Origin of the sequence: Bradyrhizobium sp. McL0615, from assembly GCF_049993905.1 — a bacterium.
Classification (GTDB): domain Bacteria; phylum Pseudomonadota; class Alphaproteobacteria; order Rhizobiales; family Xanthobacteraceae; genus Bradyrhizobium.
In genome coordinates this window covers 8,482,365-8,501,263 of sequence record NZ_CP188254.1, presented here as the reverse complement: position 1 = coordinate 8,501,263, position 18,899 = coordinate 8,482,365, and the positions used below count along the sequence as shown (strand labels likewise).

16 protein-coding genes are annotated in these 18,899 nt (G+C 63.8%); 3 read left to right on the top strand and 13 right to left on the bottom strand.

Going from position 1 to position 18,899, the window contains the following annotated elements:
- Window positions 1-107: 107 nt before the first annotated feature.
- The 8 genes from ACPPVP_RS40995 to ACPPVP_RS40960 all read right to left on the bottom strand — a co-directional run bounded on the left by ACPPVP_RS40995 (window position 108) and on the right by ACPPVP_RS40960 (window position 6,916).
- Complete coding sequence (locus ACPPVP_RS40995; protein ID WP_426529484.1) at window positions 108-1,433, bottom strand: MFS transporter; 1,326 nt, start codon at window positions 1,431-1,433, stop codon at window positions 108-110.
- Between the two features lie 157 nt (window positions 1,434-1,590).
- Window positions 1,591-2,250 (bottom strand): molybdenum ABC transporter ATP-binding protein, encoded by a 660-nt coding sequence (gene modC / locus ACPPVP_RS40990; protein WP_426529482.1) that lies wholly within the window; start codon window positions 2,248-2,250, stop codon window positions 1,591-1,593.
- 2 nt (window positions 2,251-2,252) lie between these two features.
- On the bottom strand, window positions 2,253-2,948 hold the full coding sequence (modB, locus tag ACPPVP_RS40985) for a molybdate ABC transporter permease subunit (RefSeq protein WP_426529480.1): 696 nt from the start codon (window positions 2,946-2,948) through the stop codon (window positions 2,253-2,255).
- Window positions 2,948-3,733 carry a molybdate ABC transporter substrate-binding protein gene (gene modA / locus ACPPVP_RS40980; RefSeq protein WP_426529478.1) on the bottom strand — a complete coding sequence of 262 codons (786 nt, stop codon included), beginning with the start codon at window positions 3,731-3,733 and terminating at the stop codon, window positions 2,948-2,950. The genes modB and modA overlap by 1 nt, the downstream gene beginning before the upstream one ends.
- A 196-nt stretch (window positions 3,734-3,929) precedes the next feature.
- Window positions 3,930-4,436 (bottom strand): hypothetical protein, encoded by a 507-nt coding sequence (locus tag ACPPVP_RS40975; protein WP_426529476.1) that lies wholly within the window; start codon window positions 4,434-4,436, stop codon window positions 3,930-3,932.
- A 1-nt stretch (window position 4,437) separates the two neighbouring features.
- Window positions 4,438-4,647 (bottom strand): TOBE domain-containing protein, encoded by a 210-nt coding sequence (locus ACPPVP_RS40970; protein WP_426529474.1) that lies wholly within the window; start codon window positions 4,645-4,647, stop codon window positions 4,438-4,440.
- A gap of 164 nt (window positions 4,648-4,811) precedes the next feature.
- Window positions 4,812-5,759, bottom strand: coding sequence for a penicillin-insensitive murein endopeptidase (gene mepA / locus ACPPVP_RS40965; RefSeq protein ID WP_426529472.1), 948 nt, complete (start codon window positions 5,757-5,759; stop codon window positions 4,812-4,814).
- Window positions 5,760-5,914: 155 nt separating this feature from the next.
- On the bottom strand, window positions 5,915-6,916 hold the full coding sequence (locus ACPPVP_RS40960; protein ID WP_426529470.1) for a Bug family tripartite tricarboxylate transporter substrate binding protein: 1,002 nt from the start codon (window positions 6,914-6,916) through the stop codon (window positions 5,915-5,917).
- 116 nt (window positions 6,917-7,032) lie between these two features.
- Between ACPPVP_RS40960 and ACPPVP_RS40955 the strand changes: the two genes are divergently transcribed.
- Together ACPPVP_RS40955 and ACPPVP_RS40950 are read left to right on the top strand one after the other, a co-directional pair.
- A complete protein-coding gene (locus ACPPVP_RS40955) occupies window positions 7,033-8,217 on the top strand; it encodes an FAD-dependent monooxygenase (RefSeq protein WP_426529468.1) in 1,185 nt (394 codons plus the stop codon).
- A 318-nt stretch (window positions 8,218-8,535) separates the two neighbouring features.
- The gene (locus ACPPVP_RS40950; RefSeq protein WP_426529466.1) at window positions 8,536-10,746 is read left to right on the top strand and encodes a putative bifunctional diguanylate cyclase/phosphodiesterase; all 2,211 of its coding nucleotides are present in this window, start codon (window positions 8,536-8,538) and stop codon (window positions 10,744-10,746) included.
- 111 nt (window positions 10,747-10,857) lie between these two features.
- Here ACPPVP_RS40950 and ACPPVP_RS40945 read toward each other — a convergent pair whose 3' ends face one another.
- Window positions 10,858-11,316: a DUF1801 domain-containing protein gene (locus ACPPVP_RS40945; RefSeq protein ID WP_426529464.1), complete on the bottom strand. Its 459-nt coding sequence runs from the start codon at window positions 11,314-11,316 to the stop codon at window positions 10,858-10,860.
- 187 nt (window positions 11,317-11,503) lie between these two features.
- On the opposite strand from ACPPVP_RS40945, the gene ACPPVP_RS40940 reads away from it, so the two are divergent.
- The gene (locus tag ACPPVP_RS40940; RefSeq protein WP_426529462.1) at window positions 11,504-12,145 is read left to right on the top strand and encodes an RDD family protein; all 642 of its coding nucleotides are present in this window, start codon (window positions 11,504-11,506) and stop codon (window positions 12,143-12,145) included.
- Between the two features lie 132 nt (window positions 12,146-12,277).
- Here the strand turns inward: ACPPVP_RS40940 and ACPPVP_RS40935 are convergent, their stop codons facing one another.
- The 4 genes from ACPPVP_RS40935 to lepA all read right to left on the bottom strand — a co-directional run bounded on the left by ACPPVP_RS40935 (window position 12,278) and on the right by lepA (window position 18,852).
- Window positions 12,278-14,245 (bottom strand): methyl-accepting chemotaxis protein, encoded by a 1,968-nt coding sequence (locus tag ACPPVP_RS40935; protein ID WP_426529460.1) that lies wholly within the window; start codon window positions 14,243-14,245, stop codon window positions 12,278-12,280.
- A 105-nt stretch (window positions 14,246-14,350) separates the two neighbouring features.
- Window positions 14,351-15,523 carry an acyl-CoA dehydrogenase family protein gene (locus ACPPVP_RS40930; protein WP_426529458.1) on the bottom strand — a complete coding sequence of 391 codons (1,173 nt, stop codon included), beginning with the start codon at window positions 15,521-15,523 and terminating at the stop codon, window positions 14,351-14,353.
- 94 nt (window positions 15,524-15,617) lie between these two features.
- Entirely contained in the window at window positions 15,618-16,853 is a 1,236-nt protein-coding gene (locus ACPPVP_RS40925) for an MFS transporter (protein WP_426529456.1), read from the bottom strand.
- A gap of 187 nt (window positions 16,854-17,040) precedes the next feature.
- On the bottom strand, window positions 17,041-18,852 hold the full coding sequence (lepA, locus tag ACPPVP_RS40920) for a translation elongation factor 4 (protein WP_426529454.1): 1,812 nt from the start codon (window positions 18,850-18,852) through the stop codon (window positions 17,041-17,043).
- Between the last annotated feature and the right edge of the window lie 47 nt (window positions 18,853-18,899).

The window sequence follows — 18,899 nt, the reverse complement described above, 5'->3', positions numbered from 1 at the left end:
ACGTGAGGGTAGCCTCGTAGCCCGGGAGAAGCGCAGCGAAACCCGGGGAAGGTTGATCTGCGTTTGAAACTGTCCCGGATTGCGCTTCGCTTCATCCGGGCTACAGGCTAATGCGCCAATGCGACGTCCCCGGACGACTGCTCTCGCCGTACGTCAATGCGCAAGCTCATGACGACGGCGGCGCCAACAACGGCGCATCCGGCGAGCAGGAGCAGGCCGACCGTGAAGTTGCCCGTTAGATCCTTTAGATAGCCCATCGCAAAGGGACCGGCGAAGCCCGAGAGGTTGCCGAGCGAGTTGATGGCCGCGATGCCCGCCGCGGCCGAGGCCCCGGTAAGCATGCTCGCCGGCAGCGGCCAGAACATCGGCGGCACCGAAGAAACGCCGATCTGCGCGAAGCAGAGCAAAGCCATGACGATGATGGGATTCGAAACCAGCCCGGACAACCCGATCCCGATCGCCGCCATCAGCAGCGCCACGGCGACGTGACCCTTGCGTTCCATGGTGCGGTCTGAATGTCGACCGAGCAATACCATGCCGATGCCACCGAAAATAAAGGGCAGCGCAGCCAGCAATCCGGTCTGGGTATCGCTCACCCCAAAGCCTTTGATGATGGTCGGCAGGAAGAACGCAACTCCGTAGCTCGCCGCATTCAAGCAGAAGTAGACCAGTGCGCACAGCAGGATGCGGAGATCGGTGAGTGATTGAAACAGAGAAAGGTGTTCGACTTTCTCCTTGTTGCTCTTCTCGGTTGCCTGCACGTTCTCCAGCCACGCAATCTCATCCTTTTGCAGCCACTTGGCCTGCCGGGGAAAATCGGTGAGATAGAACAACACGCAAACCCCCACCACGATCGATGGTAGCGCTTCAAGAACGAACAGCCATTGCCAGCCTTCCAACCCCAAGCCAGTCAGGTTCAGCAACATTCCGGAGATCGGCGACCCGACAATGGACGAAATCGGGATTGCCAGCATGAAGTAGCTGACGACCCGCGCGCGATACACTGCCGGGAACCACAGGGTCAGGTAAAAGATGATGCCGGGAAAGAAGCCCGCCTCGCATGCGCCGAGCAACAACCGAAGGGTATAGAAAACCGTTTCGTTCGAAAATCCGGTCGCTGCTGAAATCGACGGGATAAAGGCGAATGCGGCCGAGACGATCCCCCAGGAGATCATGATCCGGGCAATCCAGACCCGTGCGCCAACCCGCTCCAGAAACAGGTTTGAAGGGACCTCAAACAAGAAGTACGCAATGAAGAAAAGTCCGGCGCCCAGTCCGAAGGCCGCCTCGCTGAAGCCAAGCGCCTGGTTCATATGCAGCTTGGCGAAGCTGACATTGACGCGATCCAGATATGCAACGAAATAGCACAAGATCAGAAACGGTATCAGCCGCCGCATCACCTTGCCGATTGCACGCCGTTCGACGTCTTCCATGGCAGGCTCCTCTCGGTCTTGTACCGTTTGGCATTTCCCGGAAAGTTTGCCCGGGTTTTTACATCGCACCCGTGGCGTAGCTAAACGCAATGCCTCGGTGGCTGTTCCCGATGCCGCTGCCAAAAGCCTTATATTGCGCTGCGGTTGAAGTCAGCGGTTATGTCAGTACCTTGACGCCGCCGAGCGCGGTCACCCGGCCGCGCTTGAGCATCACGATCTGCGTCGCGAGCTGACGCAGTTCGGCGGCGTCGTGGCTAACATAGACCATGGGAATACCTTCGTCGCGCAGCCGTATCAGATAAGGCAGAATTTCCTCCTTGCGGCCTTCGTCGAGCGAGCCCAGCGGCTCGTCAAGCAGCAGCAGGCGCGGCTTTGACAGCAGCGCGCGGCCGAGGGCGACGCGCTGGCGTTCGCCGCCGGAGAGTTTTCCGGGCCGGCGGTCGAGCAGCTGGCCGATGTCGAGCAGCTGGGTGATGCGCGCGTGATGCGCTGGATCGACAGCAAGGCCGTTCATGCGCCGGCCGTAGTCGAGATTCTGCCGCACGTCGAGATGCGGAAACAGCCGCGCGTCCTGGAATACGTAGCCGATCCGCCGACGATGCGGCGGCAAATGAATGCCCTTCATCGTGTCGTCCAGCGTTTCGTCGTCGAGCGCGATGACGCCGCGGTCGGGCCGCAGCAGGCCTGCGATCATGTTGATCAGCGAGGTCTTGCCGGCGCCGGATGCGCCGAACAGGCCGGTGACGCGGCCTTGGCTTTCGAACGCGGCTTCCAGCGAGAATTCGCCGAGCTGCTTTGTAATATCGACGCGCAGCATGCTCAGTTCCCGTGCAGGCGTTTGGTGGCGCGCCGCGCGAACCATTCGGAGGCGATCAGGGCGCCCATCGCGATCACGATGGAAATCAACACCAGCCGCGCTGCCGCAGTGTCGCCGTCGGGCGTCTGGATCAGCGAATAGATCGCGGAGGAAATCGTCTGGGTCTCGCCGGGAATGTTGGAGACGAAAGTAATCGTGGCGCCGAACTCGCCGATCGCCTTGGCAAAACCGAGCACCATGCCGGCCAGCACGCCCGGCAGCGCCAGCGGCAGGGTTACCGTCGCAAACACCTGCCACGGCGCGGCGCCAAGCGTGCTTGACGCCTGTTCCAGCCGGCGGTCGATCGCCTCGATCGACAGCCGGATCGGCCGCACCAGCAGCGGGAACGACATGATGCCGCAGGCCAGCGCCGCCCCGGTCCAGCGAAACGCGAACACGATGCCGAGATGGTCGGCGAGCCACGCGCCGACCAGACCCCGGCGGCCGAAGGTCAGCAGCAGCAGATACCCGGTGACGACCGGCGGCAGCACCAGTGGCAGATGCACGGCCGCGTCGAGGATAGACTTGCCCCAGAATTCACGCCGCGCCAGCAGCCACGCCAGCGCGATGCCGAACGGTGTCGCCACCAGCGTAGCAACGACGGCCACCCGCAGCGAAAGCAGAATGGCCGTCCATTCGGCGGGCGAGATATCGAACATCAGGTAGAGGGGCTGACGAGAAACTTGAAACCGTACTTCTCGAGGATGGTCTTCGCCGCGGTCGAGCGCAGGAAGGTGAGATAGTCCGCCGTCTCCGGCTTCGCGGTGGTCGTCGCTGCCACCGGATAGATGATCGCCGGATGGGAATCGGCAGGGAAGGTGCCGACGACCTTGACGCCCGGTTCGACCTTGGCGTCGGTCGAATAGACGATGCCGAGTGCCGCTTCACCACGCGCCACCAGCGTCAGCGCGGCGCGCACGCTCTCGGCCATCGCGAATTTCGGCTCGGCGGCCTGCCAAGCGCCGAGTTTCTCCAGCGCCGCCTTGGCGTATTTGCCGACCGGCACCGATTTGACGTCGCCGGTGGCGATCCTGCCGTCGCCGGCAAGCTTCGCAAGGTCGAAACCGGCGCCGATGTTCACATTGTCGATCTTGGAATCTTTCGGCGCGATCAGCACGATGCTGTTGCCGAGCAGATTGACCCGGGTCGGCTCATTGATGGTCTTCTTGCCGATCGCGTAATCCATCCAGTCGGTGTCCGCGGATATGAACACGTCGGCCGGGGCGCCCTGTTCGATCTGTTTTGCCAATGCCGAACTGGCGGCGTAGCTCACCGTGATCTTGACCCCGGTCTTCGCGGTGTAGGCGGCATCGATCTCATCGAGCGCGTTCTTCATCGAGGCGGCGGCAAAGACGGTCAGGGTTTTGTCCTGCGCGGCGGCAGGCGAATTTACGGCTCCCAGTAGAATGACGAATGCCGCAAAAATTCCGGTAAGGCGAGACATAATAGCGCTCCGTGCATGCTTGCAGGCGCGCTTTACGCGCGCCGCAGTCAGGCGTGGTTGAATTGATGGAAGCGATGGCGGAAGCGCTGTTCCGGCAATTCCGGCGGCTTACGGCCAGTCGGAATATCGCCAATGGGCTGACAATAGCAGGCTGGCGGTCGGGGTCAAAGTGGCCCTTCGTATCCTGGGCCAGCCGTTATTCCGCCGGCAGGACGGCAATCGAAACTGAATCCTCTTTCGTTCCGCTGACCTGCAGCGCGAACGGGCTCGCCGAGAGCTCGTATTTCATGGTCTTGCGGATGCCGTCGCAGTCGGTGGCGCCGCTGAAGGCCTTCGGTTTGAGGAAATGCCCGTCCTGCACCACATCGACCCAGCCGCCCGACGACAGGCTGATCGAGTAGAGACCGGCCTTGGGCGCCGTCTTGATGCTGGCGAAGCCGGCAAACGTGCCGTCCTTGGGCGCACGCTCGGGCGGCATCGGCAGTTTGGCCTCCGCCGGGCTGCGCAGGGCGAGGATCACGGCCTGCGCGGGTAAGACCGCGAGTTCTGCGCCCGAAGCAAGTTTGAGGCGACCCGGCGCCGTCAGCGCCGCGCGTTCGCGCTCGATTCCCCATTTGAACTTGTCGCAGCCGCTCGGTTCTTCTGCCGCCCAGGCGGGCGCGGCGCCGAGCAGCGCCAGCGCAACGAGAACTGAAGTGCGCATGTCAGTCGACCGCAATCATGACGTCGGAAGCTTTCACCACGACGATCGCCTTGCCGCCGGCCTTGATGCCGAGGTCGTCGACCGCCTCGTTGGTGATGGAGGAGGTAATGATCTGGCCGCCGCCGATATCGACGCGGACATGGGACGTGGTTGCGCCCTTCTTCACTTCGACGACGGTACCCTTGACCTGGTTGCGTGCACTGATCCGCATGGCAGTCCTCACAATGTCAGGCGCACACGGACCTGCCGTGCGCTGCTGGCTTCTGATTCAATGGAAATTCCGGACCGTCGTCCGCTTGGTGACGCGCGCTTACGGCGCAGCGACATCCGATAATAGCGCAATTTGCGGCTGCGAGGATAGCCCGTCGACGGCGCCTATGGCTTGGCATCCGGCGCATGCAATACGGTTTTGCAGGCCGGCGGCAGCGCGGCCATCGTCATCGGCGGTTTCGGCTTCGGCGGCACCTTGGGTGGCTTCGGGTGCAGCACCGCATCGCTGAACCAGTAGGCGAGATCGCTGGTGCTGCAGCCTTCGCCTTCGGTTGGGTCGGGCTGGCTCTCGCATTCGCCGGCGCCGGGCGGGCATTTGATGCGGATGTGGAAGTGATAGTCGTGGCCGTACATCGGCCGCACCTTGTGCAGCCAGTAGCGGTCGCCTTTGGCCTCACGACAGAGCGCCTTCTTGATCGCGGCATTGACGAAGATGCGCTGCACGGTGGGCTCCAGCGCGGCGGCGCGGATCACCGCGAGATGGGAAGGCGTCCAGGCGTGCGGATCGATGTCGAGCCGGTCGCTGCGCACCATCATCACGGCCGACGTCTCCTCGCGCTCGTTGCGCGATAGTTGCCGGTTCGGCATCGGCGTCAGCCAGATGTCGGCGTCGAGCCCAACCTGATGGCTGGCGTGTCCGGTGAACATCGGCCCGCCGCGCGGCTGCGACATGTCGCCGACCAATATACCCGGCCAGCCCGCATCCTTGCGCGCTTTGGCGGCAAGCCGCTTGACCAGCGCGACCAGGTCGGGATGTCCCCAGTAACGATTGCGCGACAGCCGCATCACCTGCCAATTGTCGCCGTTGATCGGCAGCCCTTCCGCGCCCGCGATGCAGCCATGGGCATAGAAGCCGTGCACGCGCGTCGGCATCGCCGCCGGCAGCACCTTGCGGCCGAACAGCTCCTTGGCGCCGATCTTGGGATCGTTGGGATTGGCGAGCGGCGGCAGCGGTTTTGGATTGACCGTGCCCTTGTCCTGCGCCCATGCGCTGGTGGCATAGACGGCGGCCATTACGGTGATGAGCGGAATCAGAATCAGGCGGGGATTCATCGGATCACTCTATTCGAATGAGCATAGCATGAAACCGGGAACACGGGGGCAAGGGAGGCCCTCGCAATTGATTGATCTCGCCGCAGCCGCTGCTCTCGTCGGGACCGGGCCACGCCGCACGCCGATCGAATCAATTGAGGCCTACTGCATTGAAACTATTGCAGCTCGATATTGGCCGACTTGATCACCGCGGCCCACCGGTCGACTTCCTCGCGCATGTAGGCTGATGTCTTGTCGACCGGACCGCCGAAAATCCCGGCGGATAATTTCTTGAGCTGGTCCTGCACCTCGGGCTGACGCAATACCTCGTTCACATCGGCATTGATCTTGTCGATGATGTTTTTCGGAGTTTTGGGCGGGGCCACGATGCCGTACCAGGCGGCCGCTTCAAAGCCCGGAAGCGTTTCGGCGATCGTCGGTACATTCGGCAGCGCAGGCAGACGTTCAGACGAGGCCACCGCGAGCAGTTTCAGCTTGCCGGCTTGGACCAGCGCCAGCGAGACGCCGAGATTGTCGAACATGACGTCGACGTCGCCGGCGACGAGGCCCTGCAGCGCAGGCGCCGAGCCGCGATACGGAATGTGCCGCAGCTTCACCTTTGCCATCAGTTGAAACAGCTCCGAGGTCAGGTGCGAGGTCGTGCCGTTGCCTTGCGTGGCGCAGATGGTTTTGTCGGAATTGCCTTTCAGGTATTGGATCAACTCGGGCACGCTCGATGCCTTGATGTTATCCGGATTGACGATCAGCGCGTTCGGCACATGGGCCATGACGATGACAGGCTCGAACTTCGTCGGATCGAAGCCTAATCTGGGATACAGATTGTGATTGATCACAAGCGGCGGCGGCGCTGACGAGAGCAGCGTGTAGCCGTCGGGCGCTGAATGGTAGACCTGTTCGGCGCCGATGTTTCCGGCAGCGCCGGTGCGGTTCTCGATGACAACGGGCTGGCTCCATTTACGCGACAGCCAGTCGGCGACAATCCGCGGAATCGCATCGGCCGTTCCTCCGGCCGGAAATGGAACGACGATTTTGACGGGACGGTCCGGGTAATCACCGGCCAGCGCCGGCGCGTGACCATGCGCGAAGAAAATCAGAAGCAGCGTCAGGACGGCCAACTTGCGGCGTACGGGAAGCGGAGCTCGTGCAGAGCCGGGCATTCAAACTCCTCCCGCTGCCATTGCTCCGTCCAGACTGAGCTGTCGGCGCTTGGTGTTTGCAGCAAGGAAGGATAGCTTGAACGCGCAAGCTTCCGAAGCATTTTTTGCGTGGGACAATGACGCAGCCGCAGCTCACTGTCGTGATCATTGGAGGCGGAATTGGCGGGCTGTTCGCTGCCAACGCACTGATCGCCCGCGGCCTCAATGTTTCCGTTTATGAGCAGGCCCCCGCGCTCGGCGAGGTCGGGGCAGGGGTGTTTCTTACGCCGAACAGCGTGCGGCAATTGCAGCGGGTGGGCCTTGGACATCAGGTGGAACAATGGGGCGCCAGGGTAGGCCACGGTTCGCACTATTTTCGTCACGACGGCGCGCCGATCGCCCCAGTCCAGGTAACGGACTCCGCGGGCTGGAACGCCACCTTCGGCATGCATCGCGCCGACCTGGTCGAGATGCTGGCGAGCGCATTGCCAACAGGTGTGGTGCGCACGGGACATCGCGGCACCGGCTTTGAGCAGACGAGCGAGGTCGCGCGTGTTTCATTCGCCAACGGCGCGGTGGCCGAAGGCGACGTCGTCATTGCGGCGGATGGCATTCACTCGGAGCTCCGGCCCTATGCGGCGCCGCCGTTGCGGCCGGTGTTTCACGGGTCCGTTGCCTATCGCGGCGTGCTGCCGCATGCGCGCATTCCGCACTGGCCGACCGATTGCTGGCAGATGTGGCTCGGCAAGGGAAAGCATTTCCTCAGCTTTCCGGTGCGATCGGGCGAGCTCATCAACTATGTCGGCTTCGTGCCGGCCGATGCGGAAATGAAGGAATCATGGTCGGCGCCTGGAGATCCCGATGTGCTGCGCCGCGAGTTCGAAGGCTGGGACCCGCGCATCGGGACCCTGTTGGGCCAGGTGGAAAAGACATTTCGATGGGCGCTGTACGACCGCGAGCCGCTGCCGGCCTGGACGCGTGGCCGCTTGACACTGCTCGGCGATGCCGCGCACCCGATGCTGCCGCATCTCGGCCAGGGCGCCAACCAGTCGATCGAGGATGGCATGGCGCTGGCGACCATTCTGGCGCAGGCGTCACGCGCCAGCGCACCGGCGGCGCTGCTGGCGTATGAGCGACTGCGGCGGGAGCGGGTGGCGGCGGTTCAGCGCGGTGCGCGTGAGAACGGCATGCGCTACGACTCCTCCTATGCGGATCTTGGCGTTCGCGATGCCGAGATTACGGCGCATGCGGCGTTCCGCAGGCGGCTTTACGATCACGACGTCGTGCCGGAAGCGCAAGCCGTGGCGGCTGCCTTGGGTTGATCGAGCGTTATGTCGCTACCGTCCTTAACCGCGCGATAACCCTGTCGGTCGTTGACGGATGCTGGTGCGCACGCGCGGCGTTTCGCGCATTCCTTGTGCATCCGGGACGGGCGTCGCCTGTCTGCCACACCGTGTGGCGATTTTGCCCTGTTAAGTTGCGATTTGTGTCAAAAGCGATGCACGCAAAGCGTGTGCCCGTTTTTCCGGCGGGCAGTGAATGTGACGGCGTGCGTGCCCTTTATGCGGCAAGAGATACCTTTTTTTCAGATACTTATCTGCAAACATTGCCCGCACAAAATGCGCGGGGTAGGCGTTGCGATGTCGACTAAGAAGCGAACAACGGCAGGGAAGCCCAAGCTGGCGGCGATTGTCCGCTTTCGCGGCCGGCCGATAAAATCCGGGCTTAAGCCTCCCGCCAAACGCGGGCGGAGCCCGCCCGCTGCGGCCGGCGAGGTCGTGCGCAAGCGCGCCGAGGTTGATGCCGCGCTTGCCGAGGCGCGCAAATCGCATGATCGCTTGCGGGAGGCGATCGATATCCTGCCGCAGGGCGTCGTGTTTCTCGATGCCGAAGGCCGCTACATTCTCTGGAACAAGAAATATACGGAGATGTACGCCCCCAGTTCGGACCTGTTCAAGCCGGGCGCGCGGCTGGAAGATACGATTCGCGTCGGCGTCGCGCGCGGCGACTATCCGGAGGCCATCGGCCGCGAGGAAGAATGGATCGCCGCGCGGCTCCAGAAGCTGTTCCAGCCCGGCGAGCGGCATGAGCAGACGCTGGCCGACGGCCGCGTCATCCTGATCGATGAACGTCTGACCGAGGACGGCGGCATCATCGGCCTGCGCGTCGATATCACCGAGTTGAAGCAGCGGGAGGCCTCGTTCCGGCTGCTGTTCGACAGTAATCCGGTTCCGATGATCGTCTGCGCGCTCGGCAATGAGCGTATTCTCGCCGTCAACGATGCTGCGATCCAGCACTATGGCTACAGCCGCGGCGAATTCGAGAAGCTGACGATCCGCAGCCTGCAGGCCTTCGACGCCGAACTGCCATGGTCCGGTGACGACCGCGCGGCACGCGCCTGGAGGCATGTCCGCGCCGACGGCACGCTGATCGATCTGGCGATCTATTCGCGCGAGCTCGTTTACGGCGACCGGCCTGCGGTCCTGCTGGCGCTGATCGACACCACCGAACGCAAGCGCGCAGAAGCGCGGCTGACATTCATGGCCCAGCATGACGGGCTGACCGGGCTGCCGAACCGCAATTTGCTGCGCCAGCAGATGGACGACATCCTGCTGCGCACCCGCCGCAACGCCGAGCAGGTGGCGGTGCTGGTGCTCGGCCTCGACCATTTCAAGGCGGTCAACGATACGCTCGGCCATGGCATCGGCGACAAGCTCCTGCGCGGCGTCGGCAAGCGATTGCGCTCAATGCTGCGCGACGACGATCTGCTGGCCCGGCTCAATTCCGACGAATTCGCAATCGTCCAGAGCGGGGTGACGCGGCCTGAGGATGCGGCGTTCCTGGCACGCCGCCTCCTCGACGCCATCGGCGATCCCTTCCTTCTGGACGGGCATTCCGTCGTGATCGGCGCCAGCATCGGCATCGCCATGTCGCCCGGCGACGGCGATGAATCCGAGAAACTTTTGAAGAACGCCGACCTTGCATTGTCGCGCGCCAAGAACGATTCGCGCGGCACCTTCTCGTTCTTCGAGGCCGGAATGGACGCGCGCGCCCAGAGCCGCCGGAAGATCGAAACCGAGCTGCGCGAAGCGGTCCAGGGCGATACGCTGCGGCCGTATTACCAGCCGCTGGTCGATCTTTCGAGCGGGCGCATCACCGGCTTCGAAGCGCTGGTGCGCTGGCCACATCCCGAGCGCGGCATGATCTCGCCGGCCGAATTCATTCCTGTTGCGGAGGAAACCGGACTGATCAACGCTGTCGGCGGTCTGATGCTGCGCCGCGCCTGCACGGATGCGGCGCAATGGCCCGACGACGTCCACGTCGCGGTCAACCTGTCACCGCTGCAGTTCCGCCTCGGCAATCTGCTGTCGTTGGTGACGGATACGCTGAAGCAGTCCGGCCTGCCGGCGCGGCGCCTGGAGCTCGAGATCACCGAGACGCTGCTTCTGGAGAAGAGCAGCGAGGTGCTGGCGACGCTGCATGCGCTGCGCGCGCTCGGCGTGCGCATCTCGATGGATGATTTCGGCACCGGCTATTCCAGCCTGAGCTACCTGCGCAGCTTTCCGTTCGACAAGATCAAGATCGACCAGTCCTTTGTGCGCGACCTCGCCGCCAATCCCGACGCCCAGGCGATCGTGCGTTCGATCATCAGCCTCGGCAAGGGCCTGGGCGTCACCATCACGGCGGAGGGCGTCGAGACCGAAGCCGAAGTGAACTGCCTGCGCAACGAGGGATGCCACGAGGGGCAGGGCTTTCTGTTCAGCCGTGCGCGGCCCAATGCGGAGATCGTGGGCCTGTTGAAGACGCAGGGCAACTGGAGCTCGCCCGCAGGTGCTGCGCTGGTGGCGTGAATCGGATGAGCACGTAGGATGGGTAGAGCGAAGCGAAACCCATCAATTGCGTGTGCAGAAGCATGATGGGTTTCGCTGCGCTCTACCCATCCAACACGGCCGCAATGACGCTCATATCGCCTTCCGCTTCCTTAAATGATACGTCAACGCCAGCGCCACGCAGTGGCGCAGCGCCGCCTCGGGCAGCTTCTCGCCGGCGTCGAGCAGGATGCTGCGATTGCCGCCATAGCGCAGCTCCGGATAGAGCTCGCGAAAGGTTTCGACCAGATCGGTCTGGCAGTGGAAATAGACCGCATACTGCCCGGCTTCCGCCTTCACCTGGTCGATGCGAACGGTGCTGCCGCTCTTGCTCTCGGCCGTGAGATAGCTCGGCTGCCCCCATTTCACGGCTTCCTCCAGGGCTCCGACGCCCTTGGTGGCCTTCGCCGTGTCGAAGATCAGCCGGCGCAGCGCCTTGAGCTTCGATCTGACCGGATTGGGATAGGCGTTGAAGATCGCATCGACTGCGGACGCTGGCGCGTCCGCGCGCTTCCTGCGCGAGGAAGTTGCTGTCCCCGGTGTTTTCGCCATCGCAACCTGCCCGTGTCATCTGCCGAACAGACTAGCGCAGAATCCGCGAAAGTGCATAGATGATTGCCATGTTCGAAATCCGCTATCTCAAATGAGTGCTCATTCCGATAGGCCTGCGGCGACTGTGCCGAGGTACGCTCGTTTTTCGCGCCGCTTTCGCGGAATCGTGCTCGACTGGATGATCGCCATGGCTATCCTCTTCGGCGCGGTGATGCTGGCGAGCGTGGTGCAAAACGACAATTTCTCCCGCGCACTCGGTGTTCTGGTGATAGCCGCGCTTCTGCTGTACGAGCCGGTTCTGGTGTCGTTTACGGGCAGCACGCTCGGGCATTACTTCACCAATCTGCGCGTCGTCGACGAGCGCAGCGGTGGTAACGTGAGTTTCCTCAAGGCCTGTGCCCGCGTCGCGATCAAGGGCGCGCTCGGCCTGTACTCCTTCGTAATTCTGGCGGCGACACGCCGCAATCAGGCGGTTCACGATCTCCTGACGAAGTCCACCGTGCAAATCCGCGATCTGACAAAAGCGTCGCCCGGCCAATATGTCAGCGAGAGGAATGACCCGGCAGACACGAACCTGCCGTCGCGATGGCGACGTGTTGCCGTGATTTGCGGATATGTTGTGTTGATCTTCGTTGGGCATGTGGTCGTATTGACAGGCCTCACCGAAGCCGGGCTGATATCCGATGCGTGTGTTCGTAACGCCAGCCGTTGCTCGACAGGCGAACGGCTCTTCGACGCTGCAGCAGCGGTTCTTGTTCTCCTGCTGGTGGCACTGATCATCGCGCGGGGCTGGAAGGGCAAATTATTCGGCGCCCGGAAGGCGCGTTAGTCCGATCGCCCTCGCTTTGCAGCAACGCCAGCCAGACTGGTTTTAATCGGACTGGGAATAGGCACACAAAGGCGCAACGACCCTTGGCAAGGGGGCCGAGGACGACCGGGAGTGACCGGCCGTTCCGAATGACTACGCGGCGTCGCGCAGGCCCGCCAGGAACGTGTCGACGCTCTTGTACAGCGCGTCGGCCTGCTGGCCGAGTTGGCTGGAGGCTGCCGCCACGTTGGTGGCCAGCGTGCGCGACTGGTCGGCGGACTGGCTGGCGCCGGTCACGTTGACCGAGACTTCGCTGGTGCCGGCGGCCGCCTGCTGGACGCTGCGGGCGATTTCCCGCGTCGCCGAATCCTGCTCTTCGACGGCTGCGGCGATGGTGGTGGCGATACCGCTGATTTCGCGAATGGTGTCGCTGATGCCGCCGATCGCGGTCACACAGTCACCGGTGGCGGACTGAATCGCGGCCACTTGTCCGGCGATTTCTTCCGTGGCCTTCGCGGTCTGGCTGGCAAGCCCTTTGACTTCGGATGCGACGACGGCGAAGCCGCGGCCGGCCTCGCCGGCACGCGCCGCCTCAATCGTCGCGTTCAGCGCCAGCAAATTGGTCTGGCTTGCGATCGCCCCGATCAGGCGAAGCACGTCGCCGATCTTTTCCGCTGCCGAGGCCAGGCTGCCCACCATCTCGGTGGTCTGTCCGGCCTTGACCACGGCGTTCTCGGCGACCTGGCTGGAATGGGTGACCTGACGGCCGATCTCGGCCACCGAGGACGCCAGCTGTTCGGTCGCTGCGGCGACCGCGTTGACGCTGCCAGACGCCTCGTCGGAGGCGGCCGCCGCCGCGGCGGCCCGCTGCGAAGTACCGTTCACGCTGGTCGCGATCTCGCCGGCCACGCGCTGCATGTCGGTTGTGGCATGTGCGACCGCGGCGACGACGCTCTTGACGTCCGCCTCGAAGCGGTCGGCCATCTGGCGTTGCAAGGCCTTCTTCTCGAGTTCGGTCTGATGCTTGGAGGCCTCCTGCGCCTCGCGCATGCCGCGCGCCTCGATCATGCTGCGGCGGAACACGTCGACCGCGCTGGCCATGGTGCCGAGTTCATCGCGGCGCTCGCTGCCGGGAATCGTGACGTCGATTTCGCCGCCGGAAAGCCGGTTCATGACCGCGGTGATGGCAGCCAATGGCCGCGACAGCCCCCGGCCGAGCAGCAACGCCAGCAGGATCGCGCCGATCAGGATGGCGACCGTGCCGAGGATCAGGCTGCGCTGCGAACTCGCCGCTGCCGCCTCGTACTCGGTCGTGTCCTTGATGATTTCGAGAATGCCGACCGGCTGGCCGGCGTAATTCTTGATCTGCCCGAGATAGAGCGCCGCCGGCCGGCCTGCGAGCGTCGCGTCGCGGCGCAGGGGCTGGCCGCCGAACACGCCCTTGAGCTCGTCGGCGGTGGTGACCATGCTGTCGCCGAAGGTCGAGGACAGCTTCTTGAAATCCTTGCCGTCGTACGAATAGACCGCAAGGTCGATGCCGAAGCGTTTTTTGGCGCGATCGACGAATTCCTTGCCGAAGGCGGCGCCGACGTCGACATTGGCTAGCGTCTTCCCGTCTCGCATGATCGGCGTCATGCCGAAGATCGACAGCGCCTCGCGACCGGGCTCGACGCCGACGATGGACTTGCCGGTCTTGATTGCTTCCACCACGGTGGTGCGCCGCGCCGAAGCATCGTCGTCGAACACCTTCGGTGCATGGACACGGTAAATCGAAGTCGCAGGCGCCCGCCAGAACGAAATCAGGGGAATGCCCTGTGCTTTCAAGGACTCCAGTGCCTCGCCAAGCAGCTTGCCCAATCCGTCGCGATCATTCTTTGCAAGGGCCTCGGCCACCGGCGGCATGGCGGCGATAAGGGAAGAGACCGCCAGTGCGGCGCGGCCTTCATAGTCAATCGCGGCGATTACGCTGTCATATTGCAGCTTGAGTTGCTGATCGAGCGCGAGCTGCGTCAGCGCGCGTTGCTGGGCGATCGAGAAGGTTCCAAGGATGCCGCAGGCGGCGGCCACGGTCAGCGAAATGGCGAGGATCAGCCGAACGGCGATCGAGCGAATCTTGAACATGAGGCGTACGGGAGCTCCAGGGGCGAGGCTCCCTCAGGCATTTCATGAATTGTTTAACAAACGGGGATCGCCGGCCGATCCGTGGAATTACGGATTAACAATTCATTACCGCATCGTCGGGGGCGTATCGAGATGGCCTGACAGGATCACCTTGCCGGCGTCTTCATAATGCGCATCGCGGCCCTGGATTTGCTGCGCGATCGCATGCATGTCGCGAAACCGGCGCTCGAACCCGTTGGCGTTGAACACGGCCGTGGCGCCGGCCATGTGATAGGCGGTGTCGACGACGGCGGCCGATTGATGGATGGTCCAGGTGGTGGCGATGCGAAGCGCGATGCGATGCGCTTCCGTGAGGGCCCCGCCGCTCGCCAGATCGCGCCAGACTTCGGCCGCGGTCGCATAAAGATAGGCCCGCGCGGCACGCAGGCTCGCCTCGGTGCGGCCGATCACGCCCTGCACGGCATTGTTGTCGCGCATCGCCTTCTGCGCCTGCGGCGTCTTGGCGCGGGCGAGGTCGATCGCCGCGTCGAGCGTGGCGCGGGCGACACCGAGCGAGGTGGCCGCAAAGCCCATGCCGAACACCATGTTGGTGGAGAGCTTGTACAGCGGCCCGTTTTCGCGCCGCGCCTGCGGTTCGTCGCGAAGTGCTGCGAATTTTTCGGGGATGAACAGATTATCGACCGAATAGGAATCGGTGCCGGTGCCGCGCAGTCCGATCACGTCCCAGACGTCGTACATCGTGGCGCTGGCCACCGGAAACAGGATGGTGCGGATCTCCGGCGAACCATCCGGCTTGCGCCGCGGCGTCCCATCGGCCTCGACGACGCGGACATGGGCGCCGAGCCAGCTCGCCTGCCGCGAACCGGAGGCAAAATCCCAGCGCGCGGTGGCCTTGTAACCGCCCGGAACCGCCTGCACCTCATGGTTGATCGCGCCCCAGGCCAGAATGCCGGGCGCGACATTGAAGATCTCGTTGGCGGCATCGGGATCGAGATAGGCCGCGGTCATGGCGCAGACGCTGCACTGGCCAAGGCACCACGCGGTCGAGGCGTCTGCCTTGGCGACTTCCTCCTGCATCTGCATGAACGCTTCCAGCGGAGCCTCCGCGCCGCCAAAGCTCTTCGGCAGCAACGCGCGGTAAAGCCCGTTCTCGATCAGCGCCTGTGTCACCGCAGGCGTCAGCCGCCGCGTCCGCTCGATCTCGTCGGCTTCGCGCACGATCAGGGGCGCCAGCGCTTTCGCGCGCTCCACCAGGTCGATGCCGGGATGTATGTTCATGCGCTTCCTCGCATTCTCTTGTTTTTTTGCGCGAGCGGGATGGTGGCCCATCCATGGCCGTCGATCAAGGCGGCGAGGGGGCCGCCTTGTGGTTTCACGCCGTCGCGCGCCCCAGATCCAGCGACGGCTGCGACGGCTGCTTGGCCGACGGGAAGCTCAGCGCCACGGCGACGGCGGCGATGCCGATGGCGAACGAGCCGACATAGAGCCAGCTGTAGGTTTGGTAGGTGTCGAACACCCATCCGCCGGCCAGCGGGCCCAGCGCCATGCCGAGGCTGGCGAAGGCGGAGACGGCGCCGAACATGCTGCCCATGATGCGCACGCCGAAATATTCACGCACCAGCACGGCGTAGAGCGGCATCACGCCGCCATAGGCGAGACCGAAGACCACCGACAGGGCGTAGAACTCGCCGAGGTGACCGACCGCGAGAAAGGTCGCGATCGCCAGCGCCTGCACGAACAGGCCGCCGACCAGAACGTGCTTGGCGCCGAGACGATCGGCCAGCACGCCGAGCAGCAGCCGGCCGCCGAGGCCGGAGAACCCGGCAAGGCTGTAGACGGTGACGGCGGTCAACGGCGCAATGCCGCAGACCATGGCGTAGCTCACCATGTGGAAGATCGGGCCGGAATGCGCCGCGCAGCAGGCGAAATGGGCCAGCGCCAGCGTGATGAATTGCGGGGTTTTGAGCGCCTGCGCGACGGTCCATTGCCCGTCAGGCGCACCGGTTCCATTTGCGGCCGCAGCGGTCGAGGGCGCCGGCGCGGGGCGCACCAGGAACGAGGCCGGTATCAACAGCGCCAACGCGACGATGCCGATCACCAGCATCGCCGTGCGCCAGTCATAGGTCGTGATCAGCCAGCTTGCGAACGGGGCGACCGTGAGCGGCGAAACCCCCATGCCGGCCGACACCAGCGCAACGGCGAGGCTGCGGTGGTGTTCGATCCATGCGCTCGCTGCCGCGACCATCGGCGCATAGAAACTGCCGGCCGCGACGCCAATCAAGACGCCGAACGTCAACTGGAACTGCCACAGGCTGGTGGCTTGGCTGGCCCCGATCAGCCCGGCGCCGAGCAGCAGCGACCCTGACAATACGACGATGCGGGTGCCGAACCGGTCGGACAGCGCGCCCCAGAAAAACGCCGCCAGCCCCATCGCAAGAAAGTCGATCGTCGCCGCCCCCGACACGCCACTGCGCGACCAGCCCATGTCTTGCGAAATCGGTTGCAGAAACACCGCCAGCGACAGCATCGACCCGAACGCGACGCAGGTCATCAACGCGCCGACGGCGACCACGACCCAGCCGTAGGAAAATCCGGAGGACTTGCTCATGCGTTTCCTCTGCTCTTTTTGTAGTTATGATTGAGCAGGGGAGATGGTGACCGATCCGGCGCCACAGGGCAAGGCGTAGGGTGGGCAGAGCGAAGCGTGCCCACCATCCATCACCGACCTCGCCGCAAGACGGTGGGCACGCTTCGCTTTGCCCACCCTACAAATCTTGGTTGTTAGCGAGGCGCCCTCAGCTATCCACCTTCAGCGCGGCAATGAACGCTTCCTGCGGGATGTCGACCTTGCCGAACTGCCGCATCTTCTTCTTGCCTTCCTTCTGCTTCTCCAGAAGTTTTCGTTTGCGCGTGATGTCGCCGCCGTAGCACTTCGCCGTGACGTCCTTGCGCAGCGCTCGGACGGTTTCGCGGGCGATGATCTTGCCGCCGATCGCGGCCTGAATCGGGATCTGGAACATGTGCGGCGGGATCAGTTCCCTCATCTTCTCGACCATGGCGCGGCCGCGCCCTTCTGCGCGGGTCCGGTGCACCAGCATCGACAGCGCATCGACCGGCTCGTTGTTGACGAGGATCTGCATCTTGACGAGATCTGCCGGCTTGTAGTCGGTCAGGTGATAGTCGAACGAGGCGTAGCCCTTCGAGACTGATTTCAGGCGATCGTAGAAATCGAACACCACTTCGTTGAGCGGCAGATCGTATTTCACCATCGCGCGGGCGCCGATGTAGGTCAGCTCCTTCTGCGAGCCGCGCCGGTCCTGGCACAGCTTCAGGACACTGCCGAGATATTCGTCGGGTGTGAGGATCGTGGCTTCGATCCACGGCTCATGGATTTCGGCGATCTTGACCACGTCCGGCATGTCGACGGGATTGTGGATCTCGATCTCCTGGCCGTCGGTCAGGTGCATCCTGTAGATCACGCTAGGCGCCGTCGCGATCAGATTGAGGTCGAACTCGCGCGACAGCCGCTCCTGGATGATTTCCAGGTGCAACAGCCCGAGGAAGCCGCAGCGGAAGCCAAAGCCCAAAGCGGCGGAGGTTTCCATCTCGAACGAGAAGCTGGCGTCGTTGAGGCGCAATTTGCCCATCGCCGCGCGCAGCGTCTCGAAGTCGTCGGCATCCACCGGGAACAGGCCGCAGAACACCACCGGGATCGCCGGCTTGAAGCCCGGCAGCATCTCCGTGACCGGCTTGCGGTCGTCGGTGATGGTGTCGCCGACGCGGGTGTCGGCGACTTCCTTGATCGCCGCGGTGATGAAGCCGATCTCGCCGGGGCCGAGTTTGTCGACCTGCGTCATCTTCGGCGTGAAGAAGCCGACGCGCTCGACATCATAGGCCGCGCTGGTGCCCATCATGCGGATACGGCCACCCTTCTTCATCACGCCGTCGACCACGCGAATGAGCACGACGACGCCGAGATAGACGTCGTACCAGCTATCCACCAGCAGTGCCTTGAGCGTCGCGGTGCGGTCTCCCTTCGGCGGCGGCAGCCGCGTGACGATGGCTTCCAGCACGTCGGGCACGCCGAGGCCGGTCTTGGCCGAGATCATCACGGCGTCGGAGGCGTCGATGCCGATCACGTCCTCGATCTGCTGCCTGATCTTCTCGGGCTCGGCCGCGGGCAGATCGACCTTGTTGAGAACGGGTACGATCTCATGGCCCGCATCGAGCGCGTGGTAGACGTTGGCGAGCGTCTGCGCTTCGACGCCCTGGCTGGCGTCGACCACCAGCAGCGATCCCTCGCAGGCCGCCAGCGACCGCGAGACTTCGTAGGCGAAGTCGACATGGCCGGGCGTGTCCATCAGGTTGAAGATGTAATCCTTGCCGTCCTTGGCGCGGTAGTTCAGCCGCACCGTCTGTGCCTTGATGGTGATGCCGCGCTCGCGCTCGATATCCATGGAATCGAGCACTTGTTCCTTGCCCGCCATTTCGCGATCGGTCAGGCCCCCGGTCATCTGGATCAGGCGGTCGGCCAGCGTCGATTTGCCATGGTCGATATGGGCGACGATGGAGAAGTTGCGGATGTTGGAAATGGGGGCAGTTGTCATGGGGCGCGGGATAGCATTCACATCCCCGTGCGGCAACCATATTGCTG

Bases quoted from the DNA above. Each gene is read 5' to 3' on its own strand.
- ACPPVP_RS40995 (WP_426529484.1), bottom strand. From the start codon at position 1,433: ATGGAAGACGTCGAACGGCGTGCAATCGGCAAGGTGATGCGGCGGCTG.
- modC (WP_426529482.1), bottom strand. From the start codon at position 2,250: ATGCTGCGCGTCGATATTACAAAGCAGCTCGGCGAATTCTCGCTGGAA.
- modB (WP_426529480.1), bottom strand. From the start codon at position 2,948: ATGTTCGATATCTCGCCCGCCGAATGGACGGCCATTCTGCTTTCGCTG.
- modA (WP_426529478.1), bottom strand. From the start codon at position 3,733: ATGTCTCGCCTTACCGGAATTTTTGCGGCATTCGTCATTCTACTGGGA.
- ACPPVP_RS40975 (WP_426529476.1), bottom strand. From the start codon at position 4,436: ATGCGCACTTCAGTTCTCGTTGCGCTGGCGCTGCTCGGCGCCGCGCCC.
- ACPPVP_RS40970 (WP_426529474.1), bottom strand. From the start codon at position 4,647: ATGCGGATCAGTGCACGCAACCAGGTCAAGGGTACCGTCGTCGAAGTG.
- mepA (WP_426529472.1), bottom strand. From the start codon at position 5,759: ATGAATCCCCGCCTGATTCTGATTCCGCTCATCACCGTAATGGCCGCC.
- ACPPVP_RS40960 (WP_426529470.1), bottom strand. From the start codon at position 6,916: ATGCCCGGCTCTGCACGAGCTCCGCTTCCCGTACGCCGCAAGTTGGCC.
- ACPPVP_RS40955 (WP_426529468.1), top strand. From the start codon at position 7,033: ATGACGCAGCCGCAGCTCACTGTCGTGATCATTGGAGGCGGAATTGGC.
- ACPPVP_RS40950 (WP_426529466.1), top strand. From the start codon at position 8,536: ATGTCGACTAAGAAGCGAACAACGGCAGGGAAGCCCAAGCTGGCGGCG.
- ACPPVP_RS40945 (WP_426529464.1), bottom strand. From the start codon at position 11,316: ATGGCGAAAACACCGGGGACAGCAACTTCCTCGCGCAGGAAGCGCGCG.
- ACPPVP_RS40940 (WP_426529462.1), top strand. From the start codon at position 11,504: ATGGCTATCCTCTTCGGCGCGGTGATGCTGGCGAGCGTGGTGCAAAAC.
- ACPPVP_RS40935 (WP_426529460.1), bottom strand. From the start codon at position 14,245: ATGTTCAAGATTCGCTCGATCGCCGTTCGGCTGATCCTCGCCATTTCG.
- ACPPVP_RS40930 (WP_426529458.1), bottom strand. From the start codon at position 15,523: ATGAACATACATCCCGGCATCGACCTGGTGGAGCGCGCGAAAGCGCTG.
- ACPPVP_RS40925 (WP_426529456.1), bottom strand. From the start codon at position 16,853: ATGAGCAAGTCCTCCGGATTTTCCTACGGCTGGGTCGTGGTCGCCGTC.
- lepA (WP_426529454.1), bottom strand. From the start codon at position 18,852: ATGACAACTGCCCCCATTTCCAACATCCGCAACTTCTCCATCGTCGCC.